This window comes from Aminobacterium sp. EBM-42, assembly GCF_001896635.1.
Classification (GTDB): domain Bacteria; phylum Synergistota; class Synergistia; order Synergistales; family Aminobacteriaceae; genus Aminobacterium; species Aminobacterium colombiense.
Genome location: NZ_MPPC01000017.1, coordinates 47,239 through 67,689, shown reverse-complemented (window position 1 = coordinate 67,689; position 20,451 = coordinate 47,239). Strand labels below are relative to the sequence as shown.

The following is a 20,451-nucleotide window of genomic DNA, read 5'->3' as shown; positions in this document are numbered from 1 at the left end:
TTAGATTAGAAAGGAAACCCTCCGCCTCCGAAAAGTCCTTTCGGAAGGCGAAAACCTTTTTTACCTTTGCCCATATACTTCCAAAGTTGTTTCATCTGGTCATACTGCTTGAGAAGCTGATTAACCATTTGCACAGTAGTTCCAGATCCTTCTGCAATACGCCGCCTTCGGCTCCCTTTGATAATTTGAGGATTGCGGCGTTCTTCCAGAGTCATAGATTGTATGATTGCTTTTGATTGTTTTAGCCGTTTCGGATCAAGTTCAGCATTTTTTAATTCTTTCATTTTTCCCATGCCGGGAAGCATGTCAATAACCTTATCAAGAGGCCCGAGCTTTTCTATCTGCTCGAATTGCAATAAAAGATCCTCCATGGTGAGTTTGTCTTTTTTAAGACTTTTCGTAATTTTCGCGACATCTTCCTGAGATGTCACTTGCTGAACTTTTTCAGCAAGTCCCATCACATCTCCCATGCCAATAATTCGCTGAGCCATCCGCTTGGCATCAAACAATTCAATGGCATCAATACCTTCTCCAACACCTGCAAACTTTATGGGAACCTGCGTTGTAGCTCTAATTGCCAATGCAGCTCCGCCTCGGGCATCACCATCTAATTTGCTTAAAACAACACCTGTTAAAGAAAGCTTTTCATGAAAACTTGTTGCCACTTTGACTGCTTCCTGCCCTGTCATAGCATCTACTACTAACAAGATCTCATGAGGATTTACAAGGTCTTTAAGCCTAGAAAGTTCCTCCATCAAATCTTCGTCCACATGAAGCCGTCCCGCAGTGTCAAAAATAATAACGTCATTCAAATGATCCTCTGCATAGGCAAGGGCTTCCTTAGCTACTTTGATAACATCCTGGGTTCCCCCTGAGGGGCCATAAAAAGCAACTTTACTCTGCTGTGTAAGTACTTTCAGCTGCTCTATGGCTGCAGGCCGACGAAGGTCGCAAGCTACGACCAACGGATTATGGGCATTTTGAATGCGCTTTGCTATTTTTACAGCTGATGTGGTTTTACCGCTTCCTTGCAAACCTACCATCATGCAAAGCGTGGGAGGCTTAGAAGAAATGATAAAGGGGACAACATCCTCCCCCATCAAACTTACAAGTTCCTCGTACACAATGGCGACAACCTGCTGACCCGGAGTAATAGAATCAAGAACTTCCTGGCCAATACAACGTCCCCGAATAGAGTCTACCAGTGACTTCACTACTTTGTAGTCTACATCAGCCTCGAGTAGGGCCCGGCGGACTTCTCTCAAAGCGGCATTAACATCTTCTTCTGATAGTTTACCTTTACCTTTTAGAGTATTAAAAACAGATTCTAGACGCTCTTTCAACGCTTCAAACATATACGAATCCCTCCTAGGAAAGGGGGTACTATTTATCCTGGCAACGCTCTTCCAAATCTTCTATTCGCTTTTCAAGATTCTTTATCCGTTCGTGCAGTTTAAGAAGAGCTTCAAGTTCTTCCAGCCTGCTTTTCGCCCTGGATATAAGGTCAAAAGCAGCTTGCCTTGTAGTATCTAAACGTTCAGCGGTTTCTGTAATGGAAAGATCTGAAAACTCATGATGTTCATAAGCATTACGCTGTTTCTCTGTCAAAAGAGCTCCGTATAGATCATAAAGCTGGTTTAGATAAATTCGATCTTCAAGAAGATCTTCTTCTCTCATGGCAGAATCAAACCTCCTCTTAAAGCAGAGTGATTATACGCTCCTTCAAAAAGAGTGTCAAGGACAAAACCTTTACATCATGTCTGGACAATTTCCATCTTTCTTGTAATGATAGACACGTTTATCATAGCCCCTATAGGGCATAACAAGGAGGCAAAAATATGACGAATAAAAAAGATCCATTTGCTGCAGCACAGACTGCCAGCAATCGACAACTAGGTGTCAATGTCGTTAAAAACCTCACGTCCAAGGGATTTGAAGCTATTTATGTAGACACGGGAGAACAGGCTTTAGAAGAAGTATTAAAACTTATACCCCAAAATGCTACCGTGGGTATTCCCGGCAGTGTAACCATCCGACAAATTGGAGCTATCGAAAAACTCCAAGAACGTGGTTGCACTATTGCTCAGCATTGGGACCCCACTTTAAGTCCAGAGCAAAAAAAAGAAGTTCTGAAAAAAGAATTCCTTTCAGATTATTTTCTTACAAGCTCAAATGCATTAACGGAAGAAGGCATGCTTGTTAATATTGATGGCACTGGTAATCGTGTCAGCGCTATGGCATGGGGAACTAATATACTGATCTTTGTCGTTGGAATTAACAAGATTGCGCGGGATGTTGACAGCGCCCTTGCCCGCATTCGAGATAAGGCGACACCTCCGAACGCCATCCGCCTGAATATTGATACTCCATGTTCCCATGTCGGCCACTGTGTGGATTGCAACAGCGCCACTCGAGTTTGCAGGGCAATTCTTATTCTTGAACGCCCCACCACGGGACGCGAAACCCACGTAATCGTTGTAGGAGAAAATCTTGGATACTAAATCATCGCCAATGCACTCTTCCCATTTCTCGTATAAGTCTGTCAGTTTTAAGGAGGAGATGATCTAATGCCCAAAAGAGGGAAGATTGCTCTGGTAATTGCTGGAGGGCAAATAGGGTTGAAGACAGAAGAGGACTCTGGACACCAGCCCTTCTTAAGTGGCGAAACCATGCTTTCGTGGCTTCCAGAGGACATGTCGCAAGATGTTTTCCTTGTAGATTGGAGCCATCAGCCAAGTAGCCACTACTCTATTCGTATGACAACTGACCTTATTCAAATATTGAATAAGCTAATAATAGAAGGTGTGGACGGCATTGTTGTTTCAAGCGGCACTGACACCCTTGAAGAAATGGCCTATTTAACAGATCTATTCTGGGCCTACCCCCAACCTGTCATCTTCACGGCAGCAACACTTCCTTTTGATGTCCCGGGTACGGATGCTATTATTAACTTAACCCAGGCTATGTATGCTGCCTCATCCCAAAAATGCTGGGGGTTAGGTGTTCTAGTGTGCTTACAGGACCAGTTGTTTGCAGCCTCTGAAATAACGGAGGAAACAAACCATCGCAGAAGCGCTTTTGTATCACCTGACAGAGGCCCGCTTGGCGAGATAATTGGTCAAGACATACAGATATTAAGAATTCACAAACGCAGCAAAGTGCTTGAAGGAGATCATGTTCCTGCCAGAAATGTGGAGTTGATATACGCTAATCTTGGAGGAGGAGAGCTTCTTATCAAACTCTTATCAGAAGCAAAAGATAGAGATCTCGATGGACTCGTTATCGCAGGTTTCGGAGATGGTACTATTTCTCCATCATGGATCCCCTTTTTAAGGAAGATCATCAGGGACGGCATCCCGGTTGTCATTTCCTCTCGCTGTTTTATGGGACGTACACGGCGGTTTTTTAACTTTGAAGGGAGCCTCAACAAACTTCTTGAGCTAGGGGTGTACGACGGAGGGAATCTAAGACCCCTTCAAGCGAGGTTAAAACTTTCCGCTGGCCTCGGAGCAGGCCTTAAAGGCTCAGAGCTTCAAAAATTTCTCTACTCGCAATAAACTAGAAGAGCTGGGCAGCTCTTCTAGTAATACAGCCCAGCTCTTCTTGATACTTTTTATATCGTATTGAAGAACGTCATATGTCATTTTCACAGCACTTGCAAAATGAATTGCTTCTCTAGGATTGAGAACCCTATCTCTGCCTGCATTAGCCAAACTCATGCCAAGAAAAACCCAAAAAGGCAACATTAACATACTACTGCTACCGCCTTTTGCTGCAACATTAAGAAAACCTGCAACAACACCTGCTAATAACACAAGAAATATGTTAAACCATATTATATGAAACCCTCATGTTGTAATACGAAAAATAATATTTTAAAAATATCGACTTTTCGTGATACAATATTTCAAAAGATCATTTCCCACCGGGAGGTGTAGAAATGAAGTATGCAGCCACTGACGAAATGATTGTTTTACGGCTCACCCATGGGGAAGACATCCATAATTCCATCAGTTTCGTCTGCAAAGAACGGGATGTTGACTCTGCAGTTGTTGTTTCAGCAGCAGGCATGGTAACAAATGTTACTTTTGGATGGTTCAATGGCAAAGAATATGAGAAAGCCACCTATAACAACGTTATGGAACTCTTGGCCCTTAACGGTAACGTAAGTTACAAACACGAAGGGATCTACCCCCATTTACACGCTGTTTTCAGCCGCCCCGACCACACATGCCTAGGTGGACATATTCTTCAGGCTCTCGTCCATCACAATGTAGAAATATGCATCATTCCGCTCAAAACAATTTATTTGAACCGTGAATTTGACGAGTGGTTCGAGGCTTTAGCTCCCGAAACAAGGCTATAACCTATCGTTCTTTTTTAATGTCGGCCTTTCGCCCTTCCGTAAGAATTTGAAGTCTTTCAGGGGATATGGGAAAAAAGGCGTGGTCAGTTCCAGCTGCAGCCCAAACTGTTTCATACCGGAAAAGGTCCTCATCAAGAACTGCGGGGATCTTTTCCGGATATCCTACAGGGGGGACCCCTCCAATTTTATAGCCCGAATAGCCATAGACAAAATCAGGTGAAGCCATTTTTGTCTTTTTAGCTCCAAAAACCTGCTTTACCTTTTTTAAGTCTACTCTGTTAGGGCCTGACATGAGGGCTAGGACGGGTTTTTCATCTACAAGAAGGAGAAGGGTCTTTAGTATATGTTCAGCAGGAGCCCCTACAGCAAGAGCTGCGTCATCCACTGTGAAAATAGTCTGGCAGCTTATGGTAATATTTACATCATATCCATTTTCACGAAGAAAAGCCGTTACGTTAGCTACAGGATCAAAAACCAACTCAGTCGACACGAGTTACACCTCCAATTATTTGTAGCACCCTTTCGCGCAAAAAATCTATCAGCACTTTCATGGCACGGGTGGAAACTGTCCCATAAGTAATGTAAAAAAATCGTTTTAATGCCGGGGAAAATGGAATTGTAACAAGGTGTGTGTTTTTGCCCACCGCCAGTCTGGAAACAATGCCACCTTCCCCTCCAGATTCTACAGCATTTACAACAGCAGAAACATGGCCAAAGCTCAAGCCGACCTCCTTCTCCACCCCAAAATGCTCTTTATAGGCATCTTCCCATATCCTGCGAGTGGCGGAACCGGGAACTCGGCCAATGAGATCAAGATCTTCCACATCTTTCATGGTCACTGCTCTGCGATTGGCCAGTGGATGGTCAGGAGAAACGATAAGAACAAGTTCATCTTCACAGAGGGGGTAAGATTCAAGACCAGAGGTATTGCGGCTAAAACCCGTCACCGCAATATCTGTATCTTTGGTTACCAGTCTTTCCAAGGCTTCTCTGGAATCTGAAATATAGACCTCCACATTTACGTAAGGGTATTGACGGCGAAAATCTACGAGTATTGACGGCAAAACGAAATCGCCAGGTATTGAACTCGCACTTATGGTCACCGTACCGGCCACCTCAGAAGAAACATTGGTCACTTCTCGTTTTATATCATTGAGAGAAGAAACAACTTTTTTGGCGAAATCATAAAGAATTTCCCCTTCTACAGTAAGCTTAGAGCACTTCTGACCCCGCACAAAAATCTTTATGCCCATTTCTTCTTCAAGACGGGCAATATGCTTGCTTACGGCAGGTTGAGAAATACCAAGGGATGCTGCAGCTCCAGAAATGCTTCCTTTTCCGAGTACTTCCACCAGACTTTCGAGCTGTCGAAAATCCACGTCTGTAATCCCCTTTCCATTGTCTTAATTCTATAACAAATCACTTTACATCTTTATTTTTACCCTTCCTGTAGTATCATTCAGCAGGTAGAATCAGTCAAGAGAGGGTTTCTCTTACATGATGTACGATTTGTAATCATTCTTTTTATGATATAAATTATACGACAATGATTCTGAATGGAGGTTTCTATTTTATGAGTTTAGGGATACGTATCAAAACATTGCGGAAAGCCGCACGTTTAACCCAACAGGCCCTTGCGGATAAAACCGATGTAAGCCGGATTTACATTCAAGCCCTTGAAAGTAACAGGAGGCTTCCTTCTATGAAGCTTCTTTCAAAATTAGCGCAAGCCCTTGATGTGGAAATTACAGATTTGGTAAAAGGAACTCCTTCAGATGAATCTGGGCGAATCCACCTCGAAGAACTCCTCGAAAATCATGGGGGTGGGGGAATTTGGTATAAGAGCCATTGTTTTTCAAAAAATGAACTTTGCTTTCTTCTGCAGCTTATAGAAACAACCGTTTCTTTTTGGCAAAATGAAAACAAAGAGAATTTAGACAAGTAGTGATAAAGAAAAGATGAAAAGGCGAGCCGTCTTCCTCCCTATGAGAAACTGCCCTCATCGGTGTATCTATTGTGATCAGAGGGCTATTACTGGAGAATATCAACCACCTTCGCCTCACGAGGTGGTAACTATGCTATCCACACTTTTGGAACCAGTAGAGCTCTGTTATTTTGGGGGAAGTTTTACGTGCCAGCCAGAAAGGCTGCAGGAAGAATATCTAGCAGCAATAGTTGCTGCGCCTTCAGGAAGTTCTGTTCGCTTCTCGACTCACCCTCTCTGTATTTCTAGAGATACTGTAGAAAGGCTAAAGAAATTTCCTATCTCTATGGTAGAGCTTGGAATTTCATCCCTTGACGACCATGTGCTATCACTTTGTAACAGAGGGTATAGTGAAAAAGATGGATTAAAAGCCCTTAAACTCCTCCTTGATCAGGGGTTTTCCGTCGCCGCCCAAATGATGGTCGGACTCCCTACGCAAAACTTGAAGAGCAGTCTTGAAGATCTTTTTAAGCTTGCGGAACTAAAGGGACCGCGTAGTATAACCTTGCGTTTCTACCCATGTCTAGTCTTAAGAAATACTATGCTGGAAAACTTGTTACTAAGTGGTCAATACACTCCCCTCTCAGTTTCTGAAGCAGCCCATTGGGTCGGAACCCTTCTCTATTATGCCAAAAATCTGGGGTTCTCTGTGCAACGAGTTGGCCTGCAACAAACGGAAAGCTTAGAAAGATCAGTTTCGGCAGGACCGCATCATCCTTCATTTGGCGAATTGGCCAAAAGTGTAGCCTTTGTTTTAAGGCTTACTGGCATAAGCTCTAAAGGCCCATGGATTATATTTCAGAAAGATGTTTCCTTACTTACTGGACATAACTGTTGGGGACTTTCTTTTTTATCTGAAATGACAGGACAATCACCTGAAAAACTAAAAGCTCAAATCGTAATTTGGGAAAACACCAACTAACTTTTGTTTATTATTGACGTTAGTTGCATCTTGAAATAAACTTAAGTACACTAACTATGTAAAGAGTATTACGTTTTGATGGAGGTGTTTGATCATGTCTGATCAGGAATTCCTTGATCTCTTAAGACATAAGATGGAGGGAATGCCTAATAAGGCGAGACGGGTTGTAGAATATATTCTTGCCAATTCTAGAGAAGCAGCCTTTTTATCCATCGGAGAAGTAGCAGAAAAGCTTGACGTATCAAAAGCGCAGCTTGTTCGTGTAGCAAGAATGCTTGGATTCGATGGGTATGCTGCATTGAAAGACACTCTTAAAAAAACTGTTTTGCAGCAAGTCAATCCCTCTGCCATGCTTTCAAAAATTATGAAAGACCACAAAAATCTTCCAGAAGAAATATATCGCCTGGAGCATGCGAACATCGATGACACCTGGAACCAGATTCAGGCTGACAACGCCGCAGTTTTTTGCGCCATGCTGCAGAAAGCAAAAACCATTTTCTGCATAGGCTGGGGAATATCTGCCCTCGTAGCTGAATCTCTTTACACTCGCCTGCTGGAACTAGGTTTGAAGGGCGTACTTCTGAAAAGAGGTTCTCTAGCTCTCATCGAACAAGCTCGAGCCATAGAAAAAGGTGATCTTGTTATAGTTTGCGAATTGCCAAGCTACGTTATAGAGGTTACAAATTCGATCAAACTAGCAGCAGAACGGGGGGCCAACATCATCACTATTACAGATAGTCCAGCTGCTCCAATCTGCAAGTTCGCTGATCTCTCGTTCTTTGTGAGCGATATGAGCCCTACCTTTGGGAGTTCTCTTATTGGCCCCCTTTTCCTTATACACATTCTCTCGTCTATCCTGGCTGTCAATATGGGAGAAGAGGCAAAAAAAGCACTAGAAAAACAAGCACAGGGACTTCATGACGAAAAGGTTTACCATCCTACCTACGATCTGCGGTATTAAAGAAACTAGAGTCAGGGTTTGATAAGAAGCTCGTCCCCCGGCTGAAGAATTCGAACTTCCGTATCGCCAGTAATGAGAGGTGCAAGTTCTTCAGGATTTGCTTTAATAAGGTCAAAAGTGTTGTAATGCATAGGGACAACGAGAGAGGGTTGAATAATATTTGCAGCTTTCGCAGCATCTTTAACGTTCATTACAAAATTCCCTCCAATAGGCAGAAGAGCCACATGGATATGTTCGTCTTTTAAAAGTTGCATTTCCACAGACAGCCCTGTGTCCCCTGCATGATAGATTTTACAGCCTTGAATTTCGATGAGAAAGCCACAGGGACTCCCTCCGGGTATAACATTTCCATTTTCGTCTGTTATGCCAGATCCGTGAAGAGCCGGAGTCATTTTCACCTGGCCAAAGGGAAATGCGAAAGAACCGCCAATATGCATGGCATGGCACGCAACGCCTTTATTACCAAGATACTGAGAAATTTCAAAATTTGTAATCACTGTAGCCTTTGTGCGCTTGTGAATTTCTACAGTATCCCCCAGATGATCTCCATGACCGTGGGTAACAAAAATGTAATCTACGTTAGTGAAGGCATCTATTGTGTCAACGGCAAGAGGGTTCCCCGTTATAAAAGGGTCAATTAAAAGCTGGAACTCTTCTGTCTTGATGAGAAATGCGGCATGCCCTACGTAATGAATACGAACCATAGTTTTCATCTCCTTTCTTTGTTTAAAAAGGCCGGATCGCTCCGGCCTTTTAGTATGCTATTCCTGGTCTTCTTCGGCCAGACTATCGATATGGAGTTCGTCCAGCTGCTCCTGACTTACAAAAGAAGGAGCTCCAGACATTAAGCACTGGGCCTTCTGGGTTTTGGGAAATGCCATTACATCGCGAATAGATGAGGCTCCGCAAAGAAGCATTACAAGGCGGTCCACACCAAAGGCAATGCCGCCATGAGGCGGCGTACCTGAGCTCAAGGCATCGAGAAGGAAACCAAAACGTTTTCTGGCTTCTTCTCTGCTAAATGCCAGGCATTGAAACACCTTTTCCTGTATTTCAGGATCATGTATTCTGATAGACCCTCCTCCTATTTCATTCCCGTTAAGAACACAGTCGTAGGCTCGTGACCTGACCTTTTGAGGCTCGCTATCAAGAAAAGGAAGGTCTTCAATTACAGGAGACGTAAATGGGTGATGCACTGCAACCCATCTATTTTCTTCTTCATCTCTCTCGAAAAGAGGAAAATGTACAACCCAAAGGAATTCCCATTTATCCCTATCCATAAGATTATGTTCTTTTGCGAGATCCAGGCGAAGCTGTCCCAGTATTTGGCTTGCTACAGATCGGTTCAGGTCGCCTAATACAAAAAATGCATCACCCTCATGCAACGCGGCCTTCTCTACAAGGCGCTGCCGCTGTTCCTCTGAAAGAAACTTTACAAGAGGGCCTTTCAGACAACCCTCTTTAAACTGGAAGCACGCAAGTCCGCTTGCGCCAAGTTTTTTTGCCTTTTCCTCAACAAGTGAAACTTCCTTCCGAGAAAGGGATGCGCCACCGGGCAAGGGCAAGCCCCTTACGTACCCGCCTTTGGCTAAAAGATCCTTAAATGGTGCAAAGTCACTTTCTTTAAAGATATAAGCGACATCATGTATTTCAAAAGGGATGCGCAAATCTGGTTTGTCACTGCCAAAACGATCCATAGCTTCCCAATAGTCCATTTTTCTAAAAGGAGTAGGAATGTCAACTTGAGCTATCTCCCTAAAGAGACCAGCCATAAACTCCTCAACCAGGGCATAAATATCTTCCTCTGTGATAAAGCTCATTTCCATATCAATCTGAGTAAATTCCGGCTGCCTGTCAGCACGGAGGTCTTCATCTCTAAAGCATTTCACTATCTGGTAATACCGATCAAAACCACTGACCATCAGAATTTGTTTAAAGATTTGCGGCGACTGAGGCAAAGCGTAGAAAGTGCCAGGGTTTACACGGCTCGGAACAAGATAGTCTCTGGCTCCTTCCGGTGTAGATTTTGTCAACATGGGGGTCTCTATATCGACAAAATCGTAACGGGCAAGAAAATCACGGGTAAATCTGATTATCTGGTTACGAATTCGGAGATTGCGCTGCATTTTATCCCGTCTCAAATCGAGATAACGATAGCGCAACCTTAAATTTTCATCCACTTTATTGGTAGCATCGGAAACTTCAAAAGGCAAAGGAGCTGCTGGGGAAAGCAACATAAAGTCCTCAGCTACAACTTCTATTTCGCCTGTCTTCATAGAGAGATTTACTGTTCCTTCTGGTCGTTTCCGAACCTTACCGTGAACCGAAATAACAAATTCGCTCCGCAAAGACTTCGCTCGTTCATGCACTTCGGGAACAAGCTCAGGATTGATCACAACTTGTGTAACTCCTGTATAATCCCAAAGCTCTATGAAGATAAGTCCTCCGAGGTCTCTGCGACGGCGAACCCATCCATTCAAAACAACTTTATTGTCTTCTTGATCAAGAGAAAGTTCTCCACACCGTACAGTACGTTTCCAGGATACATCAAAATGTTCCGACCTGCTCATTCTATAACCTCCACAACAGATGGCAAACTCGCTTTATTATTATAAATTGCTTTTTATGTAGTTAAGGACGGCTGTTCTTTCAACCTCTACTTGTTCGCCAGTCTTGAGGTTCTTAACGTTGACCACACCATTAGCCAACTCGTTCCCACCAAGAATACAGGCAAAAACCGCTCCCGAAGCATCGGCTGATTTAAATTGAGCTTTCATCCCTCGCTCCATATAATCCATGTCTGTTGAAATATTTGCCTGCCTAAGCTCTGCCACCAGCTTCTGCAATTCCTCGCGAGAAGCTTCGTCCAGGCCAATGGCATATACATCCAAATCTGGGCTAGGTCCAAAAGAACAGTTTTGCTCTTCCATAACGAGCACTATCCGCTCAAGACCAGTGGCAAAACCAACGCTTGGAGTGAAAGGACCGCCAATTGTCTCTGCTAAATTGTCGTAACGACCGCCGCCACACACGGCATTCTGAGCGCCAAGAGCTCCAGACAAAACCTCATAAGCCGTTTTTGTGTAATAATCAAGACCGCGAACAAGGCGTTTGTCTATATGATAATGAGCCCCAATTCTGCTTAATCCCTCTTGTACCTTATCGAAATGGCAACGGCAATCATCGCAAAGGCTCGTGTAGATATCCGGGGCCCCATCCGTAATTTCTTTACACTCAGGATTCTTGCAATCGAGAATTCGGAGAGGATTCCTTTCAAAGCGACTCTGACATGTTTTACAAAGCTCTTCATACCGTGGCTTAAAATACTCTTTGAGCTTCTCTTTATACGCTGGCCGACACTCAGGACACCCCACAGAATTGATCACCACTTCAAGATTCTGAAGGCCAAGACGCCGATATAGTTCAAGAGAAAGAGCAATAACCTCCACATCTACCATGGGATTCTTTGTCCCAAGGCTCTCAAAATCCAGCTGCCAAAATTGACGATATCGCCCCTTCTGGGGACGCTCGTAGCGGAACATGGGGCCTGCGCACCACAATTTCACCGGTTGCGCATGGCTGTTCAGCTTGTTCTCTAAATAACAGCGAACCATTGATGCTGTCGCTTCTGGCCGAAGGGTGAGACTGCGACCACCTCGATCTTCAAAAGTATACATCTCTTTTTCCACAACATCCGTTGTTTCACCGATACCGCGAGAGAAAAGCTCTGTGTGCTCAAAAACAGGCAAATGGACCTCGGAATAGCCAAAGTTTTTTGCCACTTCCGCTGCAATTTTCAGCACATAGGACCATTTCCAGGATTCTTCAGGGAGAATATCCCTCACACCTCGCGGTGCCTTAATATCTGCCATAAAACTCCCTCCCATTGATATGAGGAACAATTTACGAGAAACATAACACATATATAGATGCCTATAACAAGCATTCTATCTTTTTATACATTATGCAGGTAAGTATAAACATTTGCGACGAAATTCTCCAGTGGGAAATTGAGAGGACATAAAAGAAAAGCGCAACGGTGAAAATACCGTTACGCCTGCCTGTTCCCTTACGGCAAAAACGTCTAATTTCTAACGAGACTCAAGCTGAAACTTGATAGCCGTTCTTTCTTCGTCATCAATCTCGATCTTGGCAAAAGCAGGAATACACACAAGATCAATTCCATTGGGAGCCACATATCCCCGTGCTATGGCAATTGACTTCACGGACTGGTTTACAGCACCAGCCCCAACTGCCTGGACCTCAACTGCCCCTTTTTCCCGAAGAACTGCTGCGATAGCTCCAGCGACGGATTTGGGTTGCGACTTTGCAGAGACTTTGAGCACTTCCATGAAATTCGACCTCCCTTGAATAGCGCCGCAAGTAATAAAAAACAGGAACTTTTATAGATCAATGTGTTTCGCTCTCTGAAACAAGTTAAGTATAGTAGGTTCATTAGTCATTTGACAAGTGTTTTGCAAAGCAAACTTCAAAAATAACACTTTTAATTCGTTAAAGTTGACCCTATAACCCAAACTTTCTCTTCAAAAGCCTGTTTTGATCTACAAATCGCGGATAGGACAGTGGGTGAATGGTCCCATTATCTGGATCAATAAGATGCATCGAAAGCAACCCATTTAAATATACTTCTCCGCCACCTTGCTCTGGCATGAATTGATTATGTCCAAATAAATTCAGCGCCCCCGGCGAGATAGGAAGCCCTTCAAAATGATGACTCACGTTTAACGAAACGCCACACACATTAAAAGAGCCGCTCTTGTTTACAATAAGACTCTTATGAAACACCTGCCTTGCCGCGTCTTCATTGTCATGATTCCCTATTATAACAATTACGTCTCTTTTTCTTCCTCCTTCCAGTATCTGGGCAAGAGGTCGAAGCCTTTTAATGTAATGTTGCAACCTATTAGGCTGGATAGCAAGCTTTATTTCATCAACAAGGTCACCTGTATGAATCACTGCTAAAGGCTCAAGCAGGTTAATCAATTTCTTAAGACACGGATAAAAGGAAGACGGCGTATCCGATATATGCAAAACAGCACGCCCTCTCATCTCAATTAAGCTGTCAGGTATATAAAGCATGTCCAATGTCTTATAGATTAATTCTTTCCAAGATTCCATAACGAATCACCTCTAAATTATTTTCAATTTTACCATTTTTTCATCAAATGCGTAAACAAAAAAACATGGTACTATACTTAAGAGTGAAAGATTAACCTAGGAGGGTTCATAGTACATGGTTCAGCAGAAGCTCAACCTCGTTTTAGCTATTTCTACAGAAATGAAAATTTCCTCCGCCCAAATTGAGGCCGTATTCTCCCTTCTTGATGAAGGATGCACAATACCATTTATTGCCAGATATCGAAAAGAGGCCACAGGCAGCCTTGACGAAGTTTCTATTGCCCGCATTCGAGACAGGCGGGAAGAGCTTTTAGAGCTGGAGAAGCGCAGACTGGCCATTTTAAAATCTTTGGAAGATCGGGAAATTCTTACCGATGAACTTGCACAAGCAATAAATGGGGCAGCAAATCTTACAACTTTAGAAGATACATACCTTCCCTATCGCCCTAAAAGGAAGACAAGGGCGAGCATGGCTCTGGAAAAGGGTCTCGCCCTCTTAGCGGAAAACATTATGGCCCAGGACGGCTGTAATCCTCGCCATGAGGCTAAAGCCTTCATCGATGTTGAGAAAGGGGTAGAGAGCATAGAAGAAGCTCTTAAAGGCGCATTGGATATTATTGCCGAGAGGGTAAGTGAAAACAGTGAGGCTCGCAATGTATGCCGCAGGATATTTGCAAGACATAGCTATATTACGTCTGCTCTTGTTTCTGAAAAGGAGAATGAGGCGGCAAAATATAAAGACTACTTCAGTTGGAAAGAGCGAGCGATAGAGGCCCCGTCCCATCGAATTTTAGCTCTTTTCAGAGGAGAAAATGAGGGCATGCTTTCTCTTAAAATCCAGCCAGACGAAATGTTGTGTCTCTCAGCTCTAAAAAAGCTTTTTATAAAGACAAAGGGAGAAGAAGCCGATCTCTTTGAAGAAGCTATTACTGACGGTTATAAGCGACTTCTTTCCCCATCCATGGAAACAGAATTAAGAAACGCATTGAAAAAAAGAGCAGATGAAGAAGCTATCTCTGTCTTTGCCCAAAACATCCGCGAAATCCTTATGACACCGCCACTTGGATATAAAAACATACTTGCTGTTGATCCAGGTTTTAGAACAGGATGTAAAGTTGTCTGCCTAAACAGACAAGGAAGCCTTATATTTACAGACACTATTTACCCTCACCCACCTATAAACAGACAGGAAGAGTCAGCTAAAAAGATTCGCGAGACAGTAAATAAGTTTTCTATAGAAGCGATTGCTATAGGAAATGGAACGGCGGGAAGGGAAACAGAAACCTTTATAAAAACACTTAACCTCCCTCAGAATATAATTACCACTATGGTCAACGAAAGCGGAGCTTCTGTCTATTCAGCATCAGAAATAGCGCGCAAAGAATTTCCTGACCATGACGTGACTGTACGGGGAGCTGTTTCTATAGGACGCCGCCTTATGGATCCTCTGGCAGAGCTTATTAAAATAGATCCCAGATCTCTTGGTGTGGGGCAATATCAGCACGATGTTGACCAAAAAGCCTTGAAACGCGCCCTTGATGATGCAGTGATGAGTTGTGTTAATGCTGTAGGGGTTGATATTAATACTGCCAGCCGAGAGTTGTTAACTTTTGTATCAGGAGTTGGTCCCCAACTTGCAGCCAATATAGTAAAATACAGAGAAGAGAACGGTCTTTTTAATACTCGCAACGATCTTAAAAAGGTCCCCCGCCTGGGGCCCAAATCTTTTCAGCAATGCGCTGGTTTTTTACGCATTCAAGGAGGAGTTAACCCACTGGACAGCAGCGCCGTTCACCCGGAAAACTATGCTCTGGTAAAAAACATGGCGTCAGATCTGAACACTACCGTTAAAGAACTTATGGGAAAAGCCGAAATACGCCAGCGCATTGACATTACTCGATACGTTAAAGGAGAGATAGGCCTTCCCACATTAAAGGACATAATGGAAGAACTAGAAAAACCGGGACGGGATCCACGCTGTATTTTCGAAGAATTTTCTTTTGTTGATGGGATTACAGATATATCTCACTTAAAAAAAGGGATGGTGCTTCCTGGAATTATTACTAATGTCACAGCCTTTGGAGCTTTTGTTGACATTGGAGTACATCAGGACGGGCTCGTACATATCAGCGCTCTTTCAGATAAATATATTTCATCTCCTCATGCTGTGGTTTCGCCAGGACAACAAGTAAAAGTAATAGTGATGGACATAGACATGGATAGGAAAAGGATCTCTCTTTCAATGAAAACAAGCGATCTGGAAGAAAAATAGCAAACCGGGGGATGCCATGGGAACGAGAAGGCGCATCATACTAAAAATATTTTTATTTATTATAGCGGGGTTGCTTATACTCCGCCCCAAAGATGTGTTTTCTTACGAACCTAAAGTTCCCCTTCTTATTCTTTTTTCCTACGACGAAAATAATAAGAGAACAGAATCTATTTCTCAGGGTATTTTATCCTCTTTGCAAAAAGCTGACGTGCGGACTGAGCCCTTCATAGAATACCTAGATGTTCAACGTCTACCCGATCACACAATAAATAGATCGTTACAAGAACTTTATTTTATGAAATATTTTCCCTCACATCTCAGGGTCATTATTTGTGAGGGAGATCATGCCTTCCGTTTTTTAGTTCGTCAGGGGGCAACTGTTTTTCCCACCGTTCCTGTTGTTTTCACTGGAGTTAGCGATGTCTCCATATTGCCCAACTCGCTGCGAAAACGTTTTACAGGTACAGTGCAGGCCGCTCCTTATAAAAAAATGGTTGAAATGATGACACGCCTCCATCCAGCTCTTCAGAAAATAGTCGTCATAGGAGACACGTCCCTGACAGGAATCCAAAACATCAGCCAACTCTTGAACATAGCAAAAGAAAGAAAAGACTACGTAGAGATAATCTTGCTAACCTCTTTCCCCCAGCAAGAAGTTAGCTCGTTTTTAGAATTGCAGGAACCTAGAAATACAGTTATACTCCTTACCTCCGCTCTATCTACCTCTGATGGATATTATCTAAGTCTCCCAGACACTATAAAAAGCATTCATCGTTCTGGAGATTTTGCCATATATACCAATGTTGCAGAGGCAGTGGAACTCGATGGCATAATCGGAGGGGCAATCTATGCTGGAGAGCGACTTGGAAACATTGCTGCTGAAATAGCATTAGACATAATAAAGGGAACACCACCTGAAAAGATCCCTTTTAACGAAAACGAACCTGTCCAATGGGTGTTTAATTATCACGAACTCAAAAAACACGGCATTTTAATGGAAAGACTACCTGCTGGAAGCCGCGTTATGGAAGACCCTTACAAAGATGTGAGGGAGAATTTTCGTTTTATTATAACAAACGTTGCGGTGATCACAGTTCTTTTAGCATTAAGTATTTTGCTTCTGATTAAACTATACCGACGCCGCCAGATAAACAACGCTCTAAAGAGGGAGCAGAATTATCTCGGAGGTCTTATGGAAGGAGCCCCTGAAGGAATAATAGCGCTAGATGAGATGGGCCGCATTTTACGAGCTAATAACGAGTTCTGCCGCATGTTTGGTTATTCTAAGCACGAAGTGAAAGGTGCGGATCTCAATAAGATCATTTGCCTATCGAAAGGCCAATGTGAAGATGGCAAGTCTCTTTTGAAAAAAGCCCTGTCCTATCCCATAAAAGATATTTCTCGATATCGCAACAAAAGCGACGGCACATCTTTAGCCGTGTCTATCAGCGGCTTCCCTGTTATGTTCACAGGAAAGAAAAAGGAAGCTTTTCTTCTTTTCAGGGATATAACCCGTCAAAAAGCCCAACAAAATGCCTTAGCCCAAAGATTTCATTTTGAAGCCCTGCTCTCCGCTGTGTCATCACGTCTTGTTTTCTCCGGCCCTTTTGAAAACACCTTAAAGGATGTTCTCCATGAAATTGGGACAAGGCTTGGACTTCTTGGGTGCGCCCTATATACCTCTCAAAAGGACAATCCCGAATTTAACTTGAAAAGCATGTGGCAATCTACAGACTTCGAATCAATTGAATTGCTAAAAGAGTCTCTCTCATTTTCCACCGAATTATTGCAACAAGATCTTTTAGTGAACCTTGAGCCTTTGACCATAGAAAAGGGCAATAATGCTGATGAAAAAATAAAGGTGACTTTCTTGCCTTTCTCTGCAGGATTTAATAAGCCCGGGGTTCTTCTTCTGGCCCAAAGGAAGTCTTCTACCCCACAGCAACTTATTAATGATGCCAGCCTCAAGATACTGGCAGAAACAATAGGACGAGCCTTTGAACGCAAGCAACAGCAAGAAGATCTTTTAAGAACCATTCAACAATTAGAACAAACATTTCATTCCACTATTTCAACAATTGGGCGGGTTATAGAGATGAAGGACCATTCAACTTACGGCCATCAGAACAGGGTCGCTCAGCTTTGTCTAGCTATAGCAAAAAAAATGAAGCTCTCAGACTCAGCAAGAGAAGCCGTATACAATACAGCCCTCGTTCACGATCTGGGAAAGCTCTATATTCCTTCAGAGATACTAATTAAACCACAGTCTCTTTCGGCCATAGAATACAACATCGTCAAGCAACATTCTCGTTTTGGATATGAAGTTCTGCGAAATGTGCATTTCCCATGGCCTGTGGCAGAAATAGTGTTACAACATCATGAACGCATTGATGGGACTGGTTATCCCAAGGGGTTAAAAAGCAGGGAAATTTTACAGGAAGCCAAAATCTTAGCTGTTGCGGATGTGGTGGAAGCAATGGTTTCTCCGCGACCTTACCGACCTGCGTATTCTATTGAAGAAGCCCTGGAAGAAATAAAAAAAGGGGCCGGCACTGCTTTTGACCCCTCTATCGTCACGTGTTGTGTTCATCTTTTCGAAAAAAATGAGTTTACTTTTCGTATTGACTAAAAATAATTAAAGTTTATTATAGGCTGCTTTCGCTTTGAAGGGGATGGATTTTTCTATAATTTCCATCCACTGCATATCGTGAAAGTTTACGCCAGCGGAAAAAATTTCGTGCCCGCCCATATCGTAATGCCGGGCAGCATATATGGCATAGGTATTATCTGTGCTATGAAATACATAGTCATATTCAGTGAAATAGAGTCTTTCGGCCTTGGCTTCATCAACTTCTGCCTCTGAGACAAGAGCTTGGGCCATCTTTTTTTTCTCCTGGGCTACTGCATAATAAACACGCAATGTAACCACGGGCATCCCCTCTACCTCATCAACCTTGACCATGTACCACCTAAGCTTGTTTTCGTCCGCTCCAAGGTCAACCCGAACATCTCTCGCCTCCGCCAAAAGAGGCTGAGCCATGAAAAGAATGCTGCCAACAAAGAGTATCCCTAGTAAAAAGAACCTTTTTTTAAATAGCGACACTTTCACCCCTCCTTTCTTTTACTCAATGCCGTTTAAGTTTATAATCTTGAAATGTTAAGGGAAACAAAGCAACAGTATTTATTATGTTGTAAGCCAGCTTTTTATTCTTATCTTTATATATTACTCATCAATAAAGCTAAATTCATTCTCTCTAAAAAGCTTCACGCAAGAATCTACCACAGTTTCATCTAGAGCAACACCCTTCAGTTTCTCTATCTCATCAAGAGCTGCATCGATGCCTAAAGCTGGACGATATGGACGATGGGAAGTCATGGCTTCAACGATGTCCGCCACACTAATGATCTTGGCAGGCAGTAAAATTTTGTCACCCTTCAAACCTCTGGGATATCCCGACCCATCACTGCGTTCATGATGCTGATGCACAATTTCAGCCAAAGGCCATGGGAGATCGATACGGCTCAAAATGGCGAAACCAATTTCTGAATGGGTCTGTACAAGTTCAAACTCTGCATCTGTCAGGGGACCTGGTTTACTTAAGAGTTCCGATGGTATTTCCACCCTTCCAATATCATGGACAAGGGCCGCTTTTTCCAGGTTGTGAACCTCTTCTTTTTTTAGACCAAGTTTCACTGCTATGGCACAAGATAAAGAGGCCACCCTTTTCTGATGTCCCACTGCAAAAGGGTCTTTCATTTCAGTAGTAATAGCCATAACCTCAATAGTTTGATCCCATGCCCGACTCATTTTGTGATAATTCAGGGACAGAGCTATTTCAGCTTCTTTGCGAGCTGTAACATTTTTTACAGCGCACTGGTAGTAAAGGGCTCGCCCATAGTCGTCTCTCAATACAGATGCCATTTCATTTACCCAGATAATATCGCCTTTACCAGTTAGAATTCGATATTCAAGTTCGTACTCTTCACGTCCGGCTTCTTCATAAAATCGAACCTGACGAATTATTTTTTCCCTGTCTTCCTCATAAATAATGCCAAGATAAGAATTCTCATTTCTTACCAATAATTCTGAGGTATAGCCCCATCGACTAACATTCTCTGAAGCATAAATAATAGGCCAGCCCTCATCAGCCTTCAAACGGAAAAAAACTACTGGGCTTTCTTTTACCACAGCAGAAGCATAAAGAAGCTGTTTTTCTCTCTCATTCTTCTGAGTTAAATCATAAAAAACAACATATATGCTTGCAACCTTTGAATTAAACAGAATGGGGAAAACAACTACACGACAAGGGAAAGTCGTTTCATCTTTCCTCATACACTGAACTTCAGAAAGCTCTATTTTTTCTCCTTTTTGAAGTTCTAAAATTGCCTGTTTCGCCCTATTTCGGGAATGGGGGGGAAATGCTATATCTATGATAGATTTTCCTATAATCTCTTCTTCTTTTAAAGCGAATAACCTTTCAAAATAGGAATTGACCCTACACACATTTCCTGAAGGATCGACCAACACGGCCACATCTAGCGCATTATCGAATAAATACTGTAAATGCACCTTGTCTAAATCTTGTTTTATTTCCATTATTTTACTTCTTTCTCTAAATACCTTGCTGTCCATGACCAAGTTACGGTGGGATTCATTTTTATCTCCTTCTCTCGTGTATATTTAGGAGCGCCATCAAATATGCGTCAATCAGAAGAGCAAATTCTTGAGCATAGACTTTTTATTTATTTTTTTAAGTATACCATCACCCAAAAACAATAACTAGGAAATTCAACGAATTTTCATTTA

At 42.8% G+C, this 20,451-nt stretch carries 20 protein-coding genes; 8 read left to right on the top strand and 12 right to left on the bottom strand.

Annotation, left to right across the window (positions count from 1 at the left end; genetic code table 11):
• Positions 1–5: 5 nt before the first annotated feature.
• Together ffh and BUC50_RS05005 are read right to left on the bottom strand one after the other, a co-directional pair.
• Positions 6–1,355, bottom strand: a complete 1,350-nt coding sequence (gene ffh / locus BUC50_RS05010; RefSeq protein ID WP_286677208.1) for a signal recognition particle protein — start codon at positions 1,353–1,355, stop codon at positions 6–8.
• Between the two features lie 28 nt (positions 1,356–1,383).
• On the bottom strand, positions 1,384–1,677 hold the full coding sequence (locus BUC50_RS05005) for a sigma factor-like helix-turn-helix DNA-binding protein (protein ID WP_013047952.1): 294 nt from the start codon (positions 1,675–1,677) through the stop codon (positions 1,384–1,386).
• A gap of 161 nt (positions 1,678–1,838) precedes the next feature.
• Here BUC50_RS05005 and BUC50_RS05000 point away from each other — a divergent pair, with 161 nt between their 5' ends.
• On the top strand, positions 1,839–2,501 hold the full coding sequence (locus BUC50_RS05000) for a lactate utilization protein (protein WP_013047951.1): 663 nt from the start codon (positions 1,839–1,841) through the stop codon (positions 2,499–2,501).
• A gap of 66 nt (positions 2,502–2,567) precedes the next feature.
• The gene (locus BUC50_RS04995; protein ID WP_013047950.1) at positions 2,568–3,557 is read left to right on the top strand and encodes an asparaginase; all 990 of its coding nucleotides are present in this window, start codon (positions 2,568–2,570) and stop codon (positions 3,555–3,557) included.
• On the opposite strand, the gene BUC50_RS04990 is transcribed toward BUC50_RS04995, so the two are convergent.
• Positions 3,525–3,815 carry a hypothetical protein gene (locus tag BUC50_RS04990; RefSeq protein WP_169302794.1) on the bottom strand — a complete coding sequence of 97 codons (291 nt, stop codon included), beginning with the start codon at positions 3,813–3,815 and terminating at the stop codon, positions 3,525–3,527. The two genes, BUC50_RS04995 and BUC50_RS04990, sit on opposite strands and share 33 nt — an antisense overlap.
• A gap of 125 nt (positions 3,816–3,940) precedes the next feature.
• On the opposite strand from BUC50_RS04990, the gene BUC50_RS04985 reads away from it, so the two are divergent.
• Positions 3,941–4,366: a PPC domain-containing DNA-binding protein gene (locus tag BUC50_RS04985; RefSeq protein WP_013047948.1), complete on the top strand. Its 426-nt coding sequence runs from the start codon at positions 3,941–3,943 to the stop codon at positions 4,364–4,366.
• Position 4,367: 1 nt separating this feature from the next.
• On the opposite strand, the gene BUC50_RS04980 is transcribed toward BUC50_RS04985, so the two are convergent.
• Positions 4,368–4,856 (bottom strand): YbaK/EbsC family protein, encoded by a 489-nt coding sequence (locus tag BUC50_RS04980; protein WP_013047947.1) that lies wholly within the window; start codon positions 4,854–4,856, stop codon positions 4,368–4,370.
• Complete coding sequence (locus BUC50_RS04975; RefSeq protein ID WP_286677207.1) at positions 4,846–5,745, bottom strand: LysR substrate-binding domain-containing protein; 900 nt, start codon at positions 5,743–5,745, stop codon at positions 4,846–4,848. Before BUC50_RS04975 ends, BUC50_RS04980 begins: the two co-directional genes overlap by 11 nt.
• Before the next feature lie 194 nt (positions 5,746–5,939).
• Here BUC50_RS04975 and BUC50_RS04970 point away from each other — a divergent pair, with 194 nt between their 5' ends.
• The 3 genes from BUC50_RS04970 (at position 5,940) to BUC50_RS04960 (ending at position 8,233) form a co-directional block, all read left to right on the top strand.
• A complete protein-coding gene (locus BUC50_RS04970; RefSeq protein WP_013047945.1) occupies positions 5,940–6,311 on the top strand; it encodes a helix-turn-helix domain-containing protein in 372 nt (123 codons plus the stop codon).
• 13 nt (positions 6,312–6,324) lie between these two features.
• A complete protein-coding gene (locus BUC50_RS04965) occupies positions 6,325–7,272 on the top strand; it encodes a radical SAM protein (protein WP_013047944.1) in 948 nt (315 codons plus the stop codon).
• A gap of 94 nt (positions 7,273–7,366) precedes the next feature.
• Positions 7,367–8,233 (top strand): MurR/RpiR family transcriptional regulator, encoded by an 867-nt coding sequence (locus BUC50_RS04960; protein ID WP_013047943.1) that lies wholly within the window; start codon positions 7,367–7,369, stop codon positions 8,231–8,233.
• A gap of 11 nt (positions 8,234–8,244) precedes the next feature.
• Here the strand turns inward: BUC50_RS04960 and BUC50_RS04955 are convergent, their stop codons facing one another.
• The 5 genes from BUC50_RS04955 to BUC50_RS04935 form a co-directional block, all read right to left on the bottom strand.
• Positions 8,245–8,937, bottom strand: a complete 693-nt coding sequence (locus BUC50_RS04955; protein ID WP_013047942.1) for a metal-dependent hydrolase — start codon at positions 8,935–8,937, stop codon at positions 8,245–8,247.
• 57 nt (positions 8,938–8,994) lie between these two features.
• Positions 8,995–10,803, bottom strand: coding sequence for an aspartate--tRNA ligase (gene aspS / locus BUC50_RS04950; protein ID WP_013047941.1), 1,809 nt, complete (start codon positions 10,801–10,803; stop codon positions 8,995–8,997).
• A 39-nt stretch (positions 10,804–10,842) separates the two neighbouring features.
• Positions 10,843–12,105 (bottom strand): histidine--tRNA ligase, encoded by a 1,263-nt coding sequence (gene hisS, locus BUC50_RS04945; protein WP_013047940.1) that lies wholly within the window; start codon positions 12,103–12,105, stop codon positions 10,843–10,845.
• A 219-nt stretch (positions 12,106–12,324) separates the two neighbouring features.
• The gene (locus tag BUC50_RS04940; protein ID WP_013047939.1) at positions 12,325–12,585 is read right to left on the bottom strand and encodes a stage V sporulation protein S; all 261 of its coding nucleotides are present in this window, start codon (positions 12,583–12,585) and stop codon (positions 12,325–12,327) included.
• A 172-nt stretch (positions 12,586–12,757) separates the two neighbouring features.
• Complete coding sequence (locus BUC50_RS04935) at positions 12,758–13,372, bottom strand: metallophosphoesterase family protein (protein ID WP_013047938.1); 615 nt, start codon at positions 13,370–13,372, stop codon at positions 12,758–12,760.
• Positions 13,373–13,487: 115 nt separating this feature from the next.
• Between BUC50_RS04935 and BUC50_RS04930 the strand changes: the two genes are divergently transcribed.
• Together BUC50_RS04930 and BUC50_RS04925 are read left to right on the top strand one after the other, a co-directional pair.
• The gene (locus BUC50_RS04930) at positions 13,488–15,644 is read left to right on the top strand and encodes a Tex family protein (RefSeq protein WP_013047937.1); all 2,157 of its coding nucleotides are present in this window, start codon (positions 13,488–13,490) and stop codon (positions 15,642–15,644) included.
• Positions 15,645–15,660: 16 nt separating this feature from the next.
• Positions 15,661–18,273: an ABC transporter substrate binding protein gene (locus BUC50_RS04925; protein WP_273015353.1), complete on the top strand. Its 2,613-nt coding sequence runs from the start codon at positions 15,661–15,663 to the stop codon at positions 18,271–18,273.
• A gap of 6 nt (positions 18,274–18,279) precedes the next feature.
• On the opposite strand, the gene BUC50_RS04920 is transcribed toward BUC50_RS04925, so the two are convergent.
• Together BUC50_RS04920 and BUC50_RS04915 are read right to left on the bottom strand one after the other, a co-directional pair.
• The gene (locus tag BUC50_RS04920) at positions 18,280–18,747 is read right to left on the bottom strand and encodes a hypothetical protein (protein WP_013047935.1); all 468 of its coding nucleotides are present in this window, start codon (positions 18,745–18,747) and stop codon (positions 18,280–18,282) included.
• Between the two features lie 120 nt (positions 18,748–18,867).
• On the bottom strand, positions 18,868–20,277 hold the full coding sequence (locus BUC50_RS04915) for an HD domain-containing phosphohydrolase (protein WP_286677206.1): 1,410 nt from the start codon (positions 20,275–20,277) through the stop codon (positions 18,868–18,870).
• Positions 20,278–20,451: the final 174 nt, after the last annotated feature.

Bases quoted from the DNA above. Each gene is read 5' to 3' on its own strand.
- ffh (WP_286677208.1), bottom strand. From the start codon at position 1,355: ATGTTTGAAGCGTTGAAAGAGCGTCTAGAATCTGTTTTTAATACTCTA.
- BUC50_RS05005 (WP_013047952.1), bottom strand. From the start codon at position 1,677: ATGAGAGAAGAAGATCTTCTTGAAGATCGAATTTATCTAAACCAGCTT.
- BUC50_RS05000 (WP_013047951.1), top strand. From the start codon at position 1,839: ATGACGAATAAAAAAGATCCATTTGCTGCAGCACAGACTGCCAGCAAT.
- BUC50_RS04995 (WP_013047950.1), top strand. From the start codon at position 2,568: ATGCCCAAAAGAGGGAAGATTGCTCTGGTAATTGCTGGAGGGCAAATA.
- BUC50_RS04985 (WP_013047948.1), top strand. From the start codon at position 3,941: ATGAAGTATGCAGCCACTGACGAAATGATTGTTTTACGGCTCACCCAT.
- BUC50_RS04970 (WP_013047945.1), top strand. From the start codon at position 5,940: ATGAGTTTAGGGATACGTATCAAAACATTGCGGAAAGCCGCACGTTTA.
- BUC50_RS04965 (WP_013047944.1), top strand. From the start codon at position 6,325: ATGAAAAGGCGAGCCGTCTTCCTCCCTATGAGAAACTGCCCTCATCGG.
- BUC50_RS04960 (WP_013047943.1), top strand. From the start codon at position 7,367: ATGTCTGATCAGGAATTCCTTGATCTCTTAAGACATAAGATGGAGGGA.
- BUC50_RS04955 (WP_013047942.1), bottom strand. From the start codon at position 8,937: ATGGTTCGTATTCATTACGTAGGGCATGCCGCATTTCTCATCAAGACA.
- aspS (WP_013047941.1), bottom strand. From the start codon at position 10,803: ATGAGCAGGTCGGAACATTTTGATGTATCCTGGAAACGTACTGTACGG.
- hisS (WP_013047940.1), bottom strand. From the start codon at position 12,105: ATGGCAGATATTAAGGCACCGCGAGGTGTGAGGGATATTCTCCCTGAA.
- BUC50_RS04940 (WP_013047939.1), bottom strand. From the start codon at position 12,585: ATGGAAGTGCTCAAAGTCTCTGCAAAGTCGCAACCCAAATCCGTCGCT.
- BUC50_RS04935 (WP_013047938.1), bottom strand. From the start codon at position 13,372: ATGGAATCTTGGAAAGAATTAATCTATAAGACATTGGACATGCTTTAT.
- BUC50_RS04930 (WP_013047937.1), top strand. From the start codon at position 13,488: ATGGTTCAGCAGAAGCTCAACCTCGTTTTAGCTATTTCTACAGAAATG.
- BUC50_RS04925 (WP_273015353.1), top strand. From the start codon at position 15,661: ATGGGAACGAGAAGGCGCATCATACTAAAAATATTTTTATTTATTATA.
- BUC50_RS04915 (WP_286677206.1), bottom strand. From the start codon at position 20,277: ATGGACAGCAAGGTATTTAGAGAAAGAAGTAAAATAATGGAAATAAAA.